16 protein-coding genes and 1 tRNA gene are annotated in these 19,242 nt (G+C 67.0%); 3 read left to right on the top strand and 14 right to left on the bottom strand.

Annotated elements, in window-relative coordinates:
- Positions 1–681 (bottom strand): 3-phosphoshikimate 1-carboxyvinyltransferase (locus AX702_RS13210; protein WP_197420603.1); only part of this gene is annotated, 681 nt, incomplete at its 3' end.
- Positions 682–791: 110 nt separating this feature from the next.
- On the opposite strand from AX702_RS13210, the gene AX702_RS13205 reads away from it, so the two are divergent.
- From AX702_RS13205 to AX702_RS13195, 3 genes are all read left to right on the top strand, one after another.
- Entirely contained in the window at positions 792–1,115 is a 324-nt protein-coding gene (locus AX702_RS13205; RefSeq protein ID WP_066780281.1) for a TIGR02300 family protein, read from the top strand.
- A 93-nt stretch (positions 1,116–1,208) separates the two neighbouring features.
- Positions 1,209–1,284 (top strand) — tRNA-Ala (locus AX702_RS13200).
- A gap of 261 nt (positions 1,285–1,545) precedes the next feature.
- Entirely contained in the window at positions 1,546–4,083 is a 2,538-nt protein-coding gene (locus AX702_RS13195; RefSeq protein ID WP_197420602.1) for a PAS domain S-box protein, read from the top strand.
- A 70-nt stretch (positions 4,084–4,153) separates the two neighbouring features.
- Here AX702_RS13195 and AX702_RS13190 read toward each other — a convergent pair whose 3' ends face one another.
- The 13 genes from AX702_RS13190 to AX702_RS13130 all read right to left on the bottom strand — a co-directional run.
- A complete protein-coding gene (locus AX702_RS13190; protein WP_066780279.1) occupies positions 4,154–6,259 on the bottom strand; it encodes a TonB-dependent receptor plug domain-containing protein in 2,106 nt (701 codons plus the stop codon).
- A gap of 333 nt (positions 6,260–6,592) precedes the next feature.
- A complete protein-coding gene (locus AX702_RS13185; protein WP_231731848.1) occupies positions 6,593–6,955 on the bottom strand; it encodes a winged helix-turn-helix domain-containing protein in 363 nt (120 codons plus the stop codon).
- Between the two features lie 284 nt (positions 6,956–7,239).
- A complete protein-coding gene (locus AX702_RS13180) occupies positions 7,240–7,866 on the bottom strand; it encodes a nickel uptake transporter family protein (RefSeq protein ID WP_066780277.1) in 627 nt (208 codons plus the stop codon).
- The gene (locus tag AX702_RS13175; protein WP_066780275.1) at positions 7,863–8,165 is read right to left on the bottom strand and encodes a DUF3325 domain-containing protein; all 303 of its coding nucleotides are present in this window, start codon (positions 8,163–8,165) and stop codon (positions 7,863–7,865) included. The genes AX702_RS13180 and AX702_RS13175 overlap by 4 nt, the downstream gene beginning before the upstream one ends.
- A complete protein-coding gene (locus tag AX702_RS13170; RefSeq protein WP_066780274.1) occupies positions 8,162–9,763 on the bottom strand; it encodes a PepSY-associated TM helix domain-containing protein in 1,602 nt (533 codons plus the stop codon). Before AX702_RS13170 ends, AX702_RS13175 begins: the two co-directional genes overlap by 4 nt.
- The gene (locus AX702_RS13165; RefSeq protein ID WP_066780269.1) at positions 9,760–10,074 is read right to left on the bottom strand and encodes a hypothetical protein; all 315 of its coding nucleotides are present in this window, start codon (positions 10,072–10,074) and stop codon (positions 9,760–9,762) included. The genes AX702_RS13170 and AX702_RS13165 overlap by 4 nt, the downstream gene beginning before the upstream one ends.
- Positions 10,071–12,404 (bottom strand): TonB-dependent siderophore receptor, encoded by a 2,334-nt coding sequence (locus tag AX702_RS13160; protein WP_231731847.1) that lies wholly within the window; start codon positions 12,402–12,404, stop codon positions 10,071–10,073. Before AX702_RS13160 ends, AX702_RS13165 begins: the two co-directional genes overlap by 4 nt.
- 307 nt (positions 12,405–12,711) lie before the next feature.
- Positions 12,712–14,139 (bottom strand): efflux transporter outer membrane subunit, encoded by a 1,428-nt coding sequence (locus AX702_RS13155; protein WP_231731846.1) that lies wholly within the window; start codon positions 14,137–14,139, stop codon positions 12,712–12,714.
- Positions 14,136–15,032, bottom strand: a complete 897-nt coding sequence (locus AX702_RS13150) for an HlyD family efflux transporter periplasmic adaptor subunit (protein ID WP_066780266.1) — start codon at positions 15,030–15,032, stop codon at positions 14,136–14,138. Before AX702_RS13150 ends, AX702_RS13155 begins: the two co-directional genes overlap by 4 nt.
- Positions 15,033–15,036: 4 nt before the next feature.
- Positions 15,037–15,261: a DUF1656 domain-containing protein gene (locus AX702_RS13145; protein ID WP_066780265.1), complete on the bottom strand. Its 225-nt coding sequence runs from the start codon at positions 15,259–15,261 to the stop codon at positions 15,037–15,039.
- The gene (locus tag AX702_RS13140) at positions 15,258–17,276 is read right to left on the bottom strand and encodes an FUSC family protein (RefSeq protein ID WP_066780264.1); all 2,019 of its coding nucleotides are present in this window, start codon (positions 17,274–17,276) and stop codon (positions 15,258–15,260) included. Before AX702_RS13140 ends, AX702_RS13145 begins: the two co-directional genes overlap by 4 nt.
- A gap of 4 nt (positions 17,277–17,280) precedes the next feature.
- Positions 17,281–17,730 carry a MarR family winged helix-turn-helix transcriptional regulator gene (locus tag AX702_RS13135; RefSeq protein WP_066780263.1) on the bottom strand — a complete coding sequence of 150 codons (450 nt, stop codon included), beginning with the start codon at positions 17,728–17,730 and terminating at the stop codon, positions 17,281–17,283.
- Between the two features lie 168 nt (positions 17,731–17,898).
- Positions 17,899–19,242, bottom strand: a 1,344-nt coding sequence (locus AX702_RS13130) for an efflux transporter outer membrane subunit (RefSeq protein ID WP_066780262.1), incomplete at its 5' end; no start/stop codon positions are given.

The following is a 19,242-nucleotide window of genomic DNA, read 5'->3' as shown; positions in this document are numbered from 1 at the left end:
GATCGAGATCGTCCGCCCGCCTTCGCCCGCCTCGACCGAGATGTTCGCGCCGAACCCGGCCAGCATCCGCTCGCTGTGATCGCGCGTGGCGACCGGCTCGATCACGCGCGTGATGCCGGGCGTGTTGAGCCCGGCCAGCAGCACCGCCGACTTCACCTGCGCCGACGCCACCGGCAGCGTATAGGTGATCGGAACGGCCGGGCAGAGGCCGCGCACCATCAGTGGCAGGCGCCCGCCGGGCGACGCGGTGATGTCGGCACCCATGGTGGAAAGCGGATCAATGACGCGCTTCATCGGTCGCCCGGAAAGCGATGCGTCGCCGACGAAGGTCGCCGTGATCGGATGGCTCGCCACCAGCCCCATCAAGAGGCGCGTGGAGGTGCCGGAATTGCCCATGTCCAGCGCGCCTTCGGGCTGCAACAGCCCGCCAACGCCCACGCCGTGGACACGCCAGACGTTGTCGTCGCCCCGCGTGATCGTCGCGCCCATGGCGCGCATCGCGGCGGCGGTGGCGAGCACGTCCTCCCCCTCAAGCAGGCCCTCGATGCGGCTTTCGCCCACGGCCAGCGCGGACAGCATCAGCGCGCGATGGCTGATCGACTTGTCGCCGGGAACGCGGATCCGCCCGCGAAGGCCGGAGGCGGGATGGATCGTGACGGAGCGGGGATGAGAATGCGCCATTGCGCGCGGCGCCTTGCCAGCGGGGTTGCGCTATGGCAAGGCGCGCCCCACTTCGCAGGCTCAGGCTTTCTGGACCTGCTGATCCATCCATCCGAAAGGCAAGAAACGGCATGATCAAGCCGGAATGGGGCACGAAGCGGACGTGCCCGAAATGCGCGACGCGTTTTTACGACCTGCAGAAGGACGAGCCCGTCACCTGCATCGAATGCGGCTTCGCCTGGGAGCCCGAACCGATCCTGAAGTCGAAGCAGCCGCTTCCCTTCGAGGCGAACAAATCCGAGAAGCAGGCTGCTGATAGCGATCTGGCCGGTGACGACGATACCGATCTGGTCGCGGACGAAGACGAAGAGCCCAGCGCCGACGACGAGGTCGATCTGGGCGGTGACGACGATCTGGGCGTCGAAACGTCCAACGACGACGACGAGAACAACTGATCGTCGAAAAAATTTCGGGTTTTGGCAGGCGGCCGCAAAACGCCGCTTGCCAAGCCTGAAGCGCCCCGTTAGTGGGCGCCTTCCCAACGGAATGGGGCCGTAGCTCAGCTGGGAGAGCGTCGCAATGGCATTGCGAAGGTCAGGGGTTCGATCCCCCTCGGCTCCACCATTTCCAAGATCCTGTTGACCATCGAACAGGCTGGCCTGTGGCCCGGCCAGTGCGGCCCTGTTTGCCTGATCCGGCAGGGCGCTGCGCAGCGCACGAGGGCGCGACAATCGGGTGGTCAGCCGCTTTGACTTTCAAACGGTGCGCGCGAGCCTGGCGAACCTTTCAGGCATGTTTCGACGATCATTCGAGCCGGCGGGAGACGAACGGGAAACTGGCGCGTTCGGTGTCCGACAGCTTGAATCGATAAGGCACGCGCATTCGGTGGCGGATCAACAGGAAGACACTCGCGGCGCGCACCAGCACAGCGCTTCTTGGAATGAAGGCGACCGGCTCGCCGCACTGGACCGCTATGCGATCCTCGATACGCCGCGGGAGGCCGAGTTCGACGACGTGGTTCGTCTCGCCGCAGACGTATTCGGGGCGCCGATCGCGGTCGTCAATCTGATCGCGAGCGGTCGGCAGTGGTTCAAGGCGGAGGTCGGCATCGGTGCCGACGAACTTCCACTGGACGTGTCGATCTGCGCCCATGCCATCCTGCAGCAGGGCATCTTCGTCGTGCCCGATACGACGGCGGATGCGCGGTTTACCTGCAACCCGCTCGTCACGGGCGAGCCCGGACTGCGCTTCTATGCCGGCGCGCTGCTGGAAACGCCGGATGGCCTGCCGCTCGGCACCGTCTGCGTGCTCGACACCAAGCCGCGGCCGGATGGGATCACCGAACGTCAGCGGCTCACGCTGGAACTGCTCGCGCGGCAGGTGATGACGCAGCTTGAGTTGCGGCGCGAGATTGCGCAACGCGATAAGCGCGCGGCGCTGTTGCAAAGCGAGATCGACGCGCGCCGGAACTTGGAAGCATCGCTGCGCACCAGCGAGCAGCGCTATCGCGCTTTGTTCGACACGATCGATGCGGGCTTCTGTATCATCGAGGTGCTTTTCGACGGCGAGCGGCCAGTCGATTACCGCTTTCTCGAAGTGAACCGCGCGTTCGAGGCGCAGACCGGGCTGGTGGATGCCGCCGGCAAGCGGATGCGGGAGCTTGCCCCCGACCATGAGCAGCATTGGTTCGACATCTATGGCCGCGTGGCGCTGTCCGGCGAGCCGATCCGCTTCGAGAATGAAGCTGCGGCGCTTGGATTCTGGTATGACGTGCGCGCCTTTCGCATCGGCGCAGCGGACGAGCGTCACGTCGCTGTCCTGTTCACCGACATCAGCGAGCGTCGCCGCGCCGAGCGCGCGATCCAGCAATTGAACGAAACGCTGGAAGCACAGGTCGAGGCACGTACCGCCGAGCTCAGCCTGATGTGGCAGACCTCTCCCGACCTAATGCTGGAGATCGACTTCGACGGCGTTTTCCGACGCGTGAATCCGGCCTGGACCAAGCTGCTTGGCTTCAGCGAGAGCGAGTTGGTAGGGCATCATGTCAACGAGTTCGTCCTGCCTGAGCACCATGACGACACCGTCGACGCTTATGAGACCGCGGCCGAGGGGCAGCACGCACAGGTCGAGAACCGTTACCGCCACAAGGATGGGTCGGTGCGATCGATCGCCTGGGTTGCGGCCCCGGCGGGCAGCATAACCTATGCGATCGGACGCGACATCACCAAAGAGGTGGAACAGCGCGAGCGGCTGCAGCAGATGGAGGATCAGCTCCGTCAGGCGCAGAAGATGGAGGCGGTCGGTCAGCTCACGGGCGGCATCGCGCACGATTTCAACAACATGCTGGCGGTGACGATTGGCTCCCTGGATCTTCTCAAACGGCGGATCGGCGCCGAGGATGCGCGGGCCGTGCGCTATATCGACGCTGCGGCGGACGGCGCCCGGCGTGCGGCCAACCTGACCCAGCGCCTGCTTGCGTTTTCCCGCCAGCAACCGCTCCGCCCCGAGCCGGTCAACGCCAACAGCCTGGTTGCGGGGATGTCGGACCTTATCCGCCACTCAATCGGCGGCGATATCCAGCTGGAAACGGTGCTTGCGGGTGGCCTGTGGCGCACGCATGTTGATCCAAACCAGCTTGAGAATGTCATCCTCAACCTGGCGATCAACGCGCGTGACGCGATGGCTGATGGCGGGCGGATCACCATCGAGACGCAGAACGCTCACCTGGATCAGCGTTATGTCGCTGCCCATCTTGGCGTGGCGGCGGGGCAATATGTCCTGATCGCGGTGAGCGATACCGGATCAGGCATGACGCCGGAGGTGATCGCCAAGGCGTTCGATCCGTTCTTCACCACCAAGGCCGTCGGCAAGGGAACGGGCCTGGGGCTGAGCCAGGCCTATGGCTTCGTCAAACAGTCCGGTGGGCACGTGAAGATCTATTCGGAGCCGGGCGAGGGAACGACGATAAAGGTCTATCTGCCGCGCCTGCTGGGCGATCATCCGGAACATGAGCCGGAATCCTTGGTGCAGCCGCTGCCGCTGGGGGAAGAGCAGGAGCTGATCCTGGTCGTCGAGGACGAGCCGGCGGTGCGACAGTTCAGCGTCGATGCGCTGGTCGAACTCGGCTACCGCGTCATTTCGGCGGGATCGGCAACGGAAGCCCTGCGGCTTCTCGACGCCAATCCGGCGGTGTCGCTGTTGTTCACGGACGTGGTCATGCCGGAGATCAATGGCGCGAAGCTTGCCGAGGAGGTGATGCGGCGGCGGCCCGAACTGCCGATCCTCTTCACCACCGGCTACACGCGCAATGCCGTTGTCCACAACGGCGTGCTGGAACCCGGCGTGCAGCTGATTGGCAAGCCCTTCACGATCGAGGAACTGGCCGCGCGTATCCGGGAGGCGCTCGACACTGCGACCAGTTGAGGCCGTCGACAGCTTTTCGGCTGACTGGTCTCGCCTGATCGCAGATCGAAGGCAGCGCTGACTTCGGTGCTCAGTATCGGGCGCGCAGGCCGACAAAGAAGCTGCGACCCGGCTCCGGGAAGCCGTCGGTCAGCGTGTAAGAGCGATCGAACAGGTTTCGAGCGCCGGCGCTGATGCCAAGCCGATCCGAGACGTCGAACTCGGCGCGAAATGCCGCCGTGATATAGTCGCCGGTCCGGTAATAGAGGGGTACCAACCCGTTCGCGGATGCAGGCGTGACAGTCGTCCGGTTGGAGGCGAACTCGACGCTCGGCGTGATCGAGAGAGCGGTCAGCGGATGCCAGGTGACGAAGGCAAATCCCTTGTGATCGGGAACATCGGTGAGATCGAAAGGGCGGATCAGGCCGCCTGCGGGGGCGGCGCCCACGTCGAAGCTGCGGTGAATATAGCTGTAGTTGACCCCGGCATCGAGCGTGGTGGCGAGATGCAGATCGACCGACAGTTCCGCGCCATAATAGTCCGCCGAGCCGAGGTTCTCTCGGCGGTTCAGGTTTTCCGGCGTGCGGACGGAAACGAGCGCGTCGGTCAGCCAGCTGTAATAAGCTGCCGCGGCCACCGTAAATGGGCCGAAGCTGCGCGATGCGCCAATCTCGGCGCTGGTGGCGCGCTCGGGCTTCAGATCGGGATTAGCCTCGGCAGTGCCGAACTGGCTGGAAAAACGCTCGAACAGCGTTGGAAAGCGCGCGCGTGAAGACAGGCTGGCGTGCGCCTCGATGCCATCCTGACCGCGCCAGTCGAGCCGGCCCTGAGCATTCCAGGCGGAGGCGTTGCGCAGGGGATAGCTGAACAGGTGGCTGGCGCCGGTCGCGCCTTGCGGCACGCCGAACTCCTGCGCCTCATCCAGATCGCGCCAGTCGTAGCTCCCGCCGAGCGTCAGCCGCAGCCCGGGCGTCAGGTCCAGGCGGTTCTCGACCGCGGCGCTCCACGTCCGCTCGACGCTGCGCTGGTTCGGCTCGACGGTGCGCAGCGGCGAGGTGGGCCGGCTGACCTGCGCCTCATTGTGCTCGTCCCGGCGGTAGTGGAAGGCGATGGCGAGCGTGTCAGCTTCGGCCAAGCGAAGGTCGAGCTGGGCCGAGCCGCCATAAGCCTTGTCATCATACGGGCTGTCGAACGCGCGCGGCAGCGATTGCGTCGTCTGGGAGCGATTGTCGAAGGATTGCAGCAGGTTCGCGAGTTCGTTGTAATAAGCGCGCGTTTTCAGCGTCGCTCGGTCGCCGAGCGCGGTCGTTGAGAGGAAGTAGAAGCTCTCTATGTTCCACTGCGGCCATTTCCAGTTTCGCAGGGAGACGTTGCTGGTGTCGGAGAGGTGGAGCGGGGCGTTCTTCCGCCCCTCTTGCCGAGTATAGCTGAGCACATATTCATCGGTCGCATTGGGCGTGAACCCGACCTTGGCGTTGACGCGCCAATCCTCTGCCTTGGAGAAGTCGCGCGCGCCGCCATCCTCGTTGACTGTTCCGTCGAAGCTGCCGGGCAGATCCCAATGATCGACGATGTTGGCGGTGTAGCTCGCCTGTGCGTACCATTTGTCCTGCCGGGTGCCGATCAGCCCGAAGGTGGTGAGACCGGCATAGTTGGCGTCGCGATCGAGGTTGAGCTGAGCGCGACCTTCGATCTCCAGCGCCCTGGTCGGTTTGCGCGTGACGAGATTGACCGCTCCGCCCATCGCGCCGGGTCCGTCGAGCACAGAAGCATAGCCCTTCGCCACCTGGATCTCGGCAACGTCGGGAGTGAGAAAGCGACTATAATCCAGCCGGTTGTCGGCGGGCAGATAGACGCGGATGCCGTCAATCGACAGGGGCACCTGAAACCGGTCAAACCCGCGCACGAAGAGTAGCCGTTCATTGCGCGATCCACCCGAATTGCCGGCGGTGACACCCGGGATGAGATTGGCTGCTTCATCCAGCGTGCGGCGATCAAAGGTGTAGAGCGCCTCCTGACCGACGCTATCCTGCCCGACACTGATGCCCGGATCACGGCGGCCAGTGACGATGATCTGACCAAGGCCAAAGGCATTGTCGTCCTCAGCCTGGGTCGCAGTGCCGCCGGGATCACGCTCCTGAGCCACGGCCGGAGTGGCAAGCGCAAGCAGGCTGGCTGTGCAGAGCAGATGACGCATGAAGGAACCCCCTTTGTGAGCGCGACGGCTCTGTATGAGCTCTGACGCCATATCCGTATGGATATTATGCCCGTTGATATACAAACCGGGGAAGGGCGAAACCCTGAACTATGCGCCGCCCTTGCTGCTGGGCTTGTTGCACCGGCATCTGGTTAGCGACGCTGAGGGTAACGTTCGGCTGAGCGCCTTTGGACGATAGGGACGCGTCCATTGAGGAGCGGGGCGTGCGGGCCCTGATGCAGCCATCGTGCCTTTGCAGGCTAGGTGATGTGCCTGGCGCCTGGGCGTCGCCGGCGTGACGCGGCAATGGCGATCGCGGTCATTCTGCGTCGATCATCCGGTCGGCGCGCGCGCCGCCACTAGCCAATCAAGATCGTCGCCAGCGGCGACTGCCATCATGCGCGCCTCGACGTTCCGATAGGTGTCGAGCAGCTTGCGGCCGAAGGGCGTCAGCTGCGCGCCGCCGGACTTCCCGCCGCCCACCCGTGTCTCGATCACCCGCTCGCGCCAGTCGGTGTTCAGGCTTTCGGCCAGCAGCCAGATACGACGGTAACTCATGCCGATCGCCCGTCCCGCCGCGGAGATCGAGCCCTCGCGATCGATTGCCTCCAACACCAGCGCCTTGCCCGGCCCTATGGCAGGCTCGGCATCGCGCATCAGCTGGAAGGATAGCTTCACGGGTCCATCGATCGCCACGCGTCGCTCCTCGTCAGGTGATCAACCGTGCTGTGCAAGAAGGCACGACAGCGAAAGTGTAAAGCCCCGGCGCGGTTCGGGGCAATAAGCGGGGCGATGGAGATGGCGCCGGAACGAGGCCCTCATTTCACCGGCGAGAACGTGACTGCACAGCGCCAGGAGCAAGGTGGGATCGTCCAGCGTGGGCAGAACCATTCAGGCGAGGGCCGGCCGCAGATGGCCTGCGGCCGGTCCTCGCCCGGCATGTTTTGGCCTTGTTCGGCCTCGTTCGGCCTCGTTCGGCCTTATTCGGCCACGAAGCTCGTGGTGGCGATCCGGTAGACGGTCTGAACCGTTTCTCCGCCCAGTTGGTCGGCGCCTTCCTTGAGCGATGCGGTGAGAAGATGGCGGCCCGGGCCTTTGGGCACGATCGTGACAACCCCGTCCGCATCGGTGACGAGCGATGCGGTGGTGCGGTCAGGGTGGATCAGCTTCACCTCCGCGCCTGCGACCGGGCGATCGTTGCGCGACAGACGGAAGCGGTTTGCGCCGGCTGTCACCGGCGCGATTTCCATCGGCAGCGTGGCGCGGGCCTCCGCTCGGCCGGCCCGGGCATAATAGACGACGCCTTCGCGCGCGCCTTTCTCGCCCCAGGGAGCGAAGACGGCATCGTCCCAGGCGCGCACGTCGCCTGGCGGCACCGCTACCTCGATATGGCCGGCGCGCCGAACCATTGGCCCGGTCGCGGCCTGCAGGAGATGGGGAGCCTTGAGCTTCGCGAATTCGGGATCGCCGCCGGGGACCGGCGGCTGATCGGGCTCACCCAGGTAGATGCGGGCGGGACCGGCGCCATCACGCTCGATCCACACTTCATGGGCATTGGCCGTACCGGCCAGCAGCAACACGACTGCAGCGGCTAACATCTTTCTCATCGAGATCCTCCTACGGAATGCGTTCCGCGCACCCGGCGCGGGCCGAAATTGAGCGCCAGGAACACCAGCCCCGCCGCCACCATGATCGCGCCGAACCACAGCACGGGACCGAAAACCCAGCCACGTGCGGCGATCGCGGCGACAAAGGCCAGCGCAAGCATGACCCAGGCCGCCGCTCGCGAGCGCGCCTTCCAGGATGGGGTGGGCCGGCGCCCGGTGAGGCGGTGGTGGTGATCGTCGGTGGCGAAACCGAAGACGCCGAACGCCGCGAGCGAGAGAAGAAAGGCGAGCGTGGTCACGCCGTTGCCTCCTGGATTTCGGCCACCCGTGCCGCCGCCGCGCGGGCGCGCCTTGGCGCGCGCACTGGCGGTCGATAGCGCGCCACGCGACGGGCGAGATACAGATAGGCGATGGCAAAGGCGACCAGCGTCAGATCCACGCCCAGCGGAAGCAGATCACCCACCGCCAGCGATGTCGCCGCGTTCCAGCGGGTGGCGAACAGATTGTAGATCGGGAGCAGGGCGAGACACCCTCCCGTCACGGCGAACAGCGCCGGCCAGACGGTGGCGGGTCGCCGCACCAGCGACAGGATCGCTGCCGCGCCCCAGATGATGAACAGCACGTGCACTTCCCAGCGCGACCGATCCGGCATTGCTACTGGCAGCAGCCGGTTGGCCCAGAACAGCCCCGCAACGCCGAGCGGGAAGCCGCCGATCACCGCGACATTCAGCCGCTCGACCACCTTGAAGCCGAAGTGCGGGCGCGCCGGATCGGGCAGCTTTTCGCGTCTCTTGACCGTCCAGAGCACGAGGCCGCTCGCCACCATCAGCGTACCGGCGACACCGCACAGGAAATACACCCAGCGCAGCGTCACGTCCGCGAAGCGGCCGGCGTGAAGCCCGATCATCACGCCGGCAGTCGCCGCCGCGCCGCCGGGTTCGGGCGAGCGCCATTGGGGCGTGCCGGTCGTGCCATCATAAGTGATCGCGGGCGCGCGCGTGTTGAGCAGCGAGGCGGGCGTGCGATACAGCGTGACGCGTGCCGCGGCGTCGCCCGGCTGGCTCACCTCGATCGTGCCGATCGGGCCGCCGAGCCGTTGTTCGGCGTCACGGGCGATGGCCGATAGCGGCAGCAGCGGTGCGGGCCGACCCGTTCGCTCGACCGCCTCCGCCTGCGGGAAGAGATCCGCGAACATCTTCGTTTCGTCAGTGTAATTGGCGACCGTCGCCCAGGGCATCAGCAGGGCCATCAGCGTGACGATGCCGGTATAGGTGATCATCAGGTGGAACGGCAGCGCCAGCACCGCCGTGGCATTGTGCCCGTCGAGCCACGATCGCTGGCCCTTCTGCCGGCGCAGGGTGAAGAAATCCCGGAAGATCTTCTTGTGCGTGACGATGCCGGTCAGGATCGCGACCAGCATCATGATCGCGGCGACGCCGACCAGCCAGCGCGCCCAGATCACCGGCATGTAATAGAGATCGAAATGGAAGCGGTAGAAGAACTCGCCACCGCGCGTGTCGCGCGCGTGGGTGGAAGTGCCGTCAGCGCCGATCAGCGCCTGATTGTCGCGGCGACCGCGTCCACCGCGCCGGCCGCCACGCTCCCCTTCCTTAGGCTGCGGCTGCCAAAACACCTGAGCGCCGGGCACCTGCGCATTGGGCATGGCGATGAACCAGCTCTTCGCATCGGGCGCCTTGTCGCCGAGGAAGCGCTGCGCGCCGTCAAGCACCCGCATCGGCTGTTCGATCCGGGCAAGTTCGGGCCGCATGTAGCGGTTCAGCCCTTCGCGCCAGAAGGCGATCGTTCCGGTCAGGAAGACCAGGAACAGCACCCAGCCGAGCAGCAGGCCCGACCAGGTGTGCAGCGTCGATTGAGACTGCCGGATACCTTTGCTCATGCTCGCCCCATTGTCGCGATCGACCACCAGACCAGTCCACCGGCCACTCCGCCGGCAACCGCCAGCACCCAAAGCGCGCGCCACCCGCTGCGTGCGCCATAAGCGTACATGGCGAAGAGCGCGCACAGCAGGAGGGCGACCAGCGTGCCCGTTACCGTCGCCTCGGATCGTGCCATGGGCAGCAGGCGCGCGAGTGCCGCCGCCCAGAGGCTGGCGACGGCATAGCCCAGCGGCACTGCGGCGACGAAACGCAGCGCATTGTCGGACCGGCGCCGCCAAATGGCAGCGCGTTCCGTCGCCGGCGCGATCACGGGTAAGCGAACCGCAGCGTCGCGAACACCGTCCGCGGGCTGCCATAATAGTTGCCGCGCCCGGTCGAGGAGATCCGGGCGTAATAGTTCTTGTCGAGCAGGTTGTTGACGTTGACCGACACCGACACCTGCGGGCTGATCCGATAACCAGCGCGCAGATCAACCACCGCATAGGAGGGCTGCCGGACCAGGGAAGAGATCGACAGGCCGTTCGGCGTCGCGGCCGTGACCGGGACACGGATGGAGGGATTGCCACCGGACGTCTCGCTGAACCAGGTGACGCTGCCGCCCACGCTGGCACCCATCAGCGCACCACCAGGCACCGTATAGTTGGTGAACGCCTTGATCATGTGCTTCGGGATGATCGGCGTCAGCGACAGCCCCTCATATTGCGGCTGCGTGTCCTCCAGATATTCCGTCTTCGTGTAGGTGTAGCCACCGTTGACCCGCCAGCCCGGAAGGATTTCACCGGTCGCTTCCGCCTCTACGCCGCGGGCGCGGACCTTGCCGACCTGAAGGTAGATCGTCTGATCTTCCGGCGGGTTGAACAGCCGGTTGGTTTGTTCGATCTGATAGACGGCGGCCGACAGCAGCAGGCGATCGTCCATCAACGCCAGCTTGGAGCCGATTTCATACTGGCTGCCGATCAGCGGCTGCACCTCTCCACCGCCCACGCGGGTACGTCCGGCCGGTGCCGCCTGCGGCGTGAAGCTGTCGGCGTAGCTGCCATAGATGTTGAGGTTCTCGGTAACGTCCCAGACGATGCCGGCATAGGGCGTGAAGCGTTCGTCGATGTTCTGCGGCTGGCCGGGTTGCGGGCTCGGCAGCAGCGTGTCCAGCGTCTGCTCCCACCAGGTCAGCCGTCCGCCACCCACCAGCGTCAGCCCAGCCAGCGGTTGCAGCCGGAGCTGACCGTAAGTGCCATATTGCTCGATAACGGTGCGGGTTGCGCCCCAGTTCTGGATCACGCAATTGGCGGGTGCCGGAACGATCGGAACGGTGCTGCCAGGGCAGACCGCATTGGTGCCCTGCACCGGATAGTAAGGCAGGGGGCCATAAGGGTTGAGCGGCGGCTCCACCGGCGAAACCGGGTTGAACACGTCGACCCGCGCATAGCCGCTCAGCCGGGTGTAGTAGCTGTCGTAATCCTGCGCCTGATAATCGACGCCCAGGATCAGCGTCTGCTCCTGCCCGAACAGGCGGAAGCTGCCGACCCCGTTGAAGTCGAACGAGCGGGTCTGGGACTTGCTGTCACCGTAATAAGCGACGTGGTTCGAGATGCCGCGGTTCGCCGCGGTAATCGCGGCATTCCCGACGTAGCTGTAGATGTCCGTCCGATCGACATCGGTGAACAGGCCGGTCGCGCGCAACGTCCAGCGATCGCTGATCCGGTGCGCGACCTCGGCGAAGGCGGTCCAGGTTTCCGACCGGAAGCGGTTCCAGTCAGCGCCCAGGTAGGTGGAACGGCGCACGTCCAGCAGGCGCCCCTCGCTGCCGTCGGTGCCGCCGGCATAGCCAGGGAGCCCCGACTGGATCGACGGCTTGAAGCGATCGTACGAACCACCGAAGGTGACGGTGGTGCGATCGCCAATCTCGATGCTGCCGACGGCGAAGGCATTCAGGCGATTGCGATGCGCCCAGTCGAAGAACTGGTCCTGATCCTGCGCCATGACGCCTGCGCGCACCCCGGCCCGGTCGCCGAGCGGCGCGGACACATCCAGCTCCAGCCGGACATTGTCATACGTGCCATAGCCGGCGGAGCCCTGAAGCTTGAACGTTTCGAGGGGGCGCTTGCGGACCAGATTGATGCTGCCCGAGGGGTTGCCCGAGCCGCTGAACAAGCCGGCGGGGCCGCGCAACACCTCCAGCCGGTCATAGGCGAAGAGATCCGGCACGACGCCGGGGAAGTTGAACGACAGGGTGGGGACGCCGTCCACCAGATAGTTGGAGATTGCAAAGCCGCGGGAGAAGTAGCTGGGATCCTCGCTGCCGATCCCGTTCACGGTGATGCCGTTGGTGGCGGTCAGCGCGTCTTCCAGCGTGAACAGGTTCTGCGCCTCAATCTGCTCGCGCTCGATCACCGTGACCGTATTGGGCACGTCCTTCAGCGGCGTGATCGTCTTGCCGACCTCACGGCCATAGCTCTTGCCGACGACGACGATATCGCCCGACCTGCGCGCGCCGCCCTCTTCCACCTGAACCTGAGCGTCGCTTTCCGCTGTGTCGTAAGCCGCGGGAGACGCGGCTTCGTCCTTCACCGAGGCGAAGGCGTGGGTGGGCAGCGCCGTCACCATGGCGGTGGTGACGAGCAGCATGGTCGAAATACGCACTATTGATCCCCCTGACGTTCTTTGTGGCGCGCCCTAGCTGATCCGCAACTGCAAGTCGATATCAATAGCGATGGGGATCATGATCGTCGTTTATGGGGGTGGGGGGCGCCTTTTCGATGTAATTTCAGGATGTGGGCGGCAGACTGAATGTAGGGTCTGATGGTCGGGTTAGCCTCGACTTCAACGCGAGCCAGCGCGATCGCGGGCGACTCGCATTTGTAAGTCGCCCCGATGACGAATTATGGCGTCGTGTTTGCGGGATCACGCCCTACGGCGCCGAGGCTTTCGGGTAGCGTTTCGAACGACGCTACCATCCACCGCCGAGCGCGAGGAAGAGCTGCACCTGCCCGGCCGCCAGCCGACTGTCGGCGGTGGCCAGCGCCTGATCCGCGCCGATGAGGGTCCGCTGCGCGTCGAGGACCGGCAGGAAGCCGGTGCGACCGGCGCGGAACAGCCGTTCGGCGTCCGTCGCGGCCTGAGCTGCCTGGGCACGCGCGGTGGCAAGGGCGGCGCGGCGATCCAGTTCGCGCGCGTACACGGTCAGCGCGGTTTCCGTCTCCCGCAGGGCGTTCAGCACCGAACCGTCGAAGCGCGCCAGCGCGGCATCCGCCTCCGCCTGAGCGCCGGCGATCCGGGCGCGAATGCGGCCGCGGTTGGGGAATTCCCAACTGATCAGCGGGCCGAGCGAGAATTTATAGGTGTCGCTGCCCAGCGCATTGCCGAGCAGGCCGACCGAACCGACGGAGGCGCCCAGCGTGATGCGCGGATACAGCTCCGCCTCGGCGACACCGATGCGCGCGGTGGCGGCGTGCAGCTCCAGCTCCGCACGGCGCACGTCCGGGCGGCGGCGCAGCAGGGCGGCGCCATCACCGATGGGGATCGGCCGATCGAGCGACGGTTCCTGCGTGCAGGCAGCGACCGTACGATCGAATTCCGCCGGCGGGCGCCCGGTGAGCGTGGCGAGGCGGAACAGCGCGACCTGCCGGACGCCGCGCAGCGACGGCAAGGTGGCGCGCACCTGTTCCTCCTGCACGCGCGAGCGGTTCGCATCGAGCGAGATGCCGCGCCCGGCACGGATCAGCCGCTGCGTCAGGCTGGTCGTCCGCTGCTGCAGCGCCAGCGCCCGCTCCGCCACGGCGATCTCCCGCCCGGCGCTGCAGGCGTCGAGATAGGCGCGGGTGGTATCGGCAACCACCGTGACCCTGACGCTGTCATAAGCGGCGCGGGTGGCCGCCACATCGGCATCGGCAGCCTCCAGCGCGCGCCTGACCTGACCGACAAGGTCAAGCTGATAGGAAATGCCCGCGCGCCCCGAATAGACGGACGCGGACGGAAGGGATCGGCCGGGAAGCAGCTCCTCCTCGGCCGAGCGCTGGGCATAGCCGGGGGCAAGCTCAAGCGACGTCTGCGGGCTGCGCGCGGTTTCCGCGAGATCGAGCGCGGCATTGGCGCGGGCGACATTGGCCGCAGCGACGCGCAGGTCGGTGTTGTGCGCAATCGCGTCTTCGACAAGCCGGTCGAGCAGCGGATCCCGGTAAAGCCGCCACCAATCATCCGGCAACGGCGCCTGCGCGAAGGCTGCTTCATCCCCGCTCACGAAGGGGGCGGAGGCGCTTGGCCGTTCGATCATCGCGTCGGGCGAGCGCCGGTAATCGGGGCCGACGGTCGCGCAGCCGGCGAGCAGCGCCGGGATCAGGGCCGCGAATAGGGCGGGGGCGGGGCGGCGCAGCATCATGCGTGCGTCCCCTGCCGCACAGCAGGGGGGGCATGCCGCGGCACGACCTCCACCGTGGCCGTGCGGCCGACCACCAGACGTGTCCCGGTCGGCATCCGGTCAATCGCGATCCTCACCGGGATACGCTGGGCCAGGCGCACCCAGCTGAAGGTCGGATTGACGTTTGCCAGGAGGTTCGCCCCCTCGCTGCTATCGCGATTTTCGATGCCGCCGGCGACGCTCTGCACATGGCCGAGGATGACGGCTTGCTCCCCCATCAGCCGGACGTGCGCCGGATCGCCGACATGGATGCGCGGCAGCTTGGTTTCTTCGAAATAGCCGACCACGTGGAGCGATCCGCGGTCGATGATCGCAAATTCGGGATGTCCGGCGGTGGCGTAATCGCCCGGCCGCAGATCCAGGTTGGTGACCGTTCCGGCTACGCCCGCGCGGACAATGGTGCGGGCGAGATCCAGTCGGGCGGTGGAGAGCGCAACGCCTGCCTGCGCCAGCGACGCCTCCAGCCGTGCCACGCGGGAGTGATTCTGTTCGCGGGTCTCGCCGGCGACAAGTTCGCCCAGGGACCGATCCCGCCGGGCTTCGCTGCGTGCCTGGGCGAGCTCCACCCGCTGTGCGGCGATGGCGGCCTGCGCGCGATCGACGGCCAGCCGATAGCGCGAGCGATCCACCTCGAACAACGGTGTGCCCGCCGCCACGACCTGATTGTCGCTGACGAACACGGTGGTGACGAGCCCGGAGACATCGGGCGCCACCTGCACCACATCGGCCCCGACCCGGCCGTCCCGGGTCCAGGGTTCTTCCTCATAATGGACCCAGAGCCGCTGCGCGGCGATCACGGCAAGCGCAACCAGCGACAGGGTGACGAGGACACGAAGGACAATCTTCTTTTGCATATACCTAGCCAAAGACGGCAGCCAAGCCGCCGCCGGTGAGGAGCGCGGCGCAGCCGGCCCAGAGAAGGACGGTGAGGGCGACATCGAACAGGCCACGATGCCAGACGAAGCGGTAGAAGCCGACGCGGGCCAATGCCCAGCCGATCACCTCCGCCGCGACAAAGGCGAAGATGGCGGCCAGCAGGAGCGGGTGAACGAACACGCCGTGGATGGAGATTTCGCCAGTCATGCCGCCCGTGCCTCCCGCGTCCAGCCGGCGGCGTTGGGAAAGAAGTTTCGCCGCAGCCCGGTCAGCGCATTGAGGCGCTCGCGGCGTCCGGCATTGTCGGCAACCGTCACCGCGCAGGCGATCGCCCGATCGATCCGCGCGAGAAGGGGAGCGTCGTCCCTGGGCTCGCCGGCGGCGGCGCAGCGGCGATAGTGCGCCGCGATCTCCTGACGAAGGGCGCGGATCTCGTCCGCTTCCCCGCTCTCATAGGCGGCAAGCTGACCAAGACTGAGCCCCATGCGCAGCTCTCGAAGCGCCGCCATGGCGAAGTCGCGATCCGTGCGCTCGACATCGCCGATCCGGGCGGCGAGCAGGCCCACACGGTCGAGCATCCGGCTTTGCCATACCGCCAGCTTTGCCGTGGCGGACGCGGTGCCCTGTTCCGCGATCTCGGCAAGCTCGCGCCAACCGGCACGGCGCAGCCGGCGGACGACGGTTCCCGCGCTGATGCTCCGGAACAGGCGCGTGGCGAGGATGGCCGCAGCGACGCCGACCAGCTGGGCGACGTTGCCGTTGAAGAAGGCGGTTGCATCGGGGCTGAAGCTGTTGGTCAGCGCCAGCCCGCTGGCCAGACCGATGATCATCGGCATCATTCGCCCGTACCAATGCGGCAGCGCCATCAGCGCGCCAGGGACAAGAAGGGCCGGCGCCAGGATCAGCGCAAGGGTTTCGAAGCTGTGCACCAGCGGCAACAGGGCGAAAAGGTAGAGCGCCGTCAGTGGCAGCGACACCAATGTCCAGATCAGGAAGCCGCGCTGCGCCGGGACGGGATCGTCCATGGTGGCGAAGAAGCAGCACACCACTGCCGCGATCATCGCCGCCACCGCGCCATCGGCCCAGGCCGTGGTGATCCAGAACAGGCAGCACGCCAGGATTGCGATGACCGCAGCCGCCGCGGACAGAAGCGCCAGCGAGAGATCGCGATGCAACGGCCGCCGCTGACGTTCGCGCAGCAGGCTCTGGATACGATCAGGCAGGGCAGTTCCCGGCGCGATCGCCTGCGCAGCGATCAGCCGGGTGGTATCAAGCGCGTCCACAAGTTCGCGCAGCCGGGCGACGAGATTGGCGGCGAGCAGCCCGGCCCAGTCGCTTGCCACGGGCCGCGCGGCAAGTGCGTCGCAGCGGTCAATGAGTTGGCTCGGCGTGGCGCTGGCGGGATCGCCTGCCCAGCGGCGAATGTCCTCAACCAGCGCGGCAAGCGGGGCAGGCATCTCTCCCGCAGCAGCGAGGCTGCGCATCCTGTCCTCCACCGCGGACACGAGCGGCAGCAGCAGCACGAACCGGTCCTGCAAGGCGGTCAGCACCGCCTGGGTGGGACGGATCGCCGCCGTGTCAAAGGGCACATGCGTGGCCATCACGTGCAGCTCGGTTGCGTCAGCCGCGAGCCGGCGCCGCTTGCCGTCCGCCCGCTCCAGCGGGGCCGGGGAGAGCGCATCGACGATCCACTCTTCCGCCTCGCCCAGCACGGTGCGGATCCGACCGCCGAGCAAAGCGGTGACACTGCGCGGCCAGACGATCGCGTGAACCAGCGCCGCGCAGGTGACGCCGATGCCGATTTCCTGTGCGCGCAACACCGCCACCTCGAAGATCGCCTCGGGATGTCCAACCGCTGGAAAACCGACCAGCGCCGCGGTGTAGCCCGCCAGCATGAAGAGGTAGGAGCGCGGCGTACGATCCAGCAGCGAGACGAAAAGGCAGCCGCCGACCCATAGCGCCAGAGCGAGGGACAGGAGCAGCGGCGCGTTCACCAGCGCCGGCACAAAGACCACCGCCGCCATCGCGCCTGCAATGGTGCCGAGGAGGCGGAACACCGCCTTGGACCGCACCGCGCCGCTTAGCGGCTGGCTGGTGATGTAAACGGTAGCCATGGCCCAGAACGGCCGTTCGAGCCCAAGCCGAAAGGAGATGAAGAGCGCCAGCATGGCAGCGGCAAAGCAATTGGCCGAAAACACGACCTCCCGCAGACCGATGCGCATCGGATCAGACCGGATCCGACGTGTCGAGCGCGCGCGCCACCTGTTCCAGAACCCGCGTCGCAACGGCGAGGTCGCCCTTGTCGATGTCGGCGAACAGCGCGGCGCGGACCTGCGTTGAACGTTCCTCCGCCTGGGCAGCGAGCGCGCGACCGGCCTCGGTAAGGTGGATCGTCTTGGCGCGCTTGTCCGTGGGATCCGGGCGCCGCTCCGCCAGCCCGGCACGCTCGATCTGGTCGAGCAGGGGAACGACCGACGGGCCTTCCACGCCGAGCTGCTCCGCCAGCAAGCCCTGGCGAACCCCATCCTCCATCCGACCGAGCAGCATCACGGCAAGGGCGGAGGAGTGGGAGAGGGCCAGACCGGCAAGCGCCCGGTCGATGTGCCGGCGATAGGCGCGCGCCAAGGGCACGAGCTGAGTCGTGAAGGTTCGGGCAAGAAAAAGGTCGTCAGGCACGCTGAGTAGATAGATTGTTATCTATCGATCTTCAACATCGTTGAGCGACAATGATTTTAGCCGGCGATTGCGCCGGTTCGCGCGGATCGGGCTTCCTCTGTGAAGCTCCTGATCACCTATGGGTTGGTGAAATGTCGCCAGTGAAGGTTTCGCGCAGGTCCGGCCTGTTCATGGACCTTCTCTGCTTGCTTCAGGGGCGTTCCGCCAGCCGCCGCCGAGCGCGCGGAAGAGGTCAATCTGGGCGCGGGCGATCTGCGCGTCGGCCAGCGCGAGGGCCGCCTCGGTGTCGGCGAAGGTGCGTTCGCTGTCGAGCTGCGAGAGGCTGTCGATCTGGCCTTCGCGGCGCTGGGCGCGGGTGATCTTGGCCGCACGTTCGGCGGCGGTGCGGGCCTGGGCGAGCGCGTTGCGGCGTTCGATCGCCTGTTTGTAGTTGGAGAGGGCGGTTTCGGTTTCCTCCAGTGCGGTCAGGACCGTGCCGTCGAACGTGGCGAGGGCGGCCTGGGTGTCGGCCTCCGCGCCGGCGATGCGCGCGCGGGCGCGGCCTGGGTTGACCGTCCAGCTCAGCAGCGGGCCGAGCAGCCAGTTGAGCGGGCCGGCGCCGAAGAGGTTGCCGAGGCCGGTGCTCGTCTGGCCGATCGAGCCGCCGAGCGTGATGCGCGGGTAGAGGTCCGCGGTCGCGACGCCGATGCGTGCGGTGGCGGCGGCGAGGCGGCGTTCGGCGGCGCGGACGTCGGGGCGGCGGGCGAGCAGCGCCGCGCCGTCGCCGACCGGGATCGGCTGGTCGAGGCGCAGCGTCGATGTGCGCTGCGCGGCGATCGGGGGCAGCTCCTGCGGCGTGCGGCCGGTGAGCGTGGCGAGGCGGAAGAGCGCCGCTTGCCGCTCGGCGGCGAGCGTGGGCACGTCGGCGCGGCGCTGGTCGCGTAGCGCGGCGATGCGGGTGGCGTCGAGCGGCGTGGTCATGCCGACCTCGACGCGGCGCTCGGTGACGCGGAGCGATTGGTCGAGCAGGGCGACGATGCGCTCGGCGACGGCGAGGCGCTCGGCGGCGGCGGCGGCATCGGCATAAGCGCGGGTGGTGGCGCTGACGACCGAGACCCTGACCGCATCGGCATCGGCCTGCGCCGCGCCCACGTCGCCGCGCGCGGCCTCGACGTTGCGGCTGATGCGGCCGAACAGGTCGACTTCGTAGGAGACGTCGAGGCCGCCGTCGACGAGCCAGGTCTCGCCGCCGATGCCGGGCGGGCGCTGGGCCTGGGAGAAACGGTTGTACTGGCCGCTTGCGCCTAAAGTCGCCTGCGGAGTGCGGGCGTTCTGGACTTCGCGCAGGCCGGCGCGGGCGCGTTCGAGGCGGGCGACGGCGACGCGGACGTCGGTGTTGGCGGCGAGCGCGTCGGTGATGAGGCCGTCGAGGACGGGGTCATTGTAGAGGTGCCACCAATTGTCGTCGGGGGAGGCGGCGGTGGTGACCGCCGGGCTGGTGCTGACGAACGGGGCGGCTGCGGTGGTTGGGGT

This window comes from Sphingomonas sp. CCH5-D11 (assembly GCF_001557395.1).
Taxonomy (GTDB): Bacteria; Pseudomonadota; Alphaproteobacteria; order Sphingomonadales; family Sphingomonadaceae; genus Sphingomonas.
The sequence above is the reverse complement of the archived record's forward strand: the minus strand, read 5'-3'. Positions and strand labels throughout refer to the sequence as shown.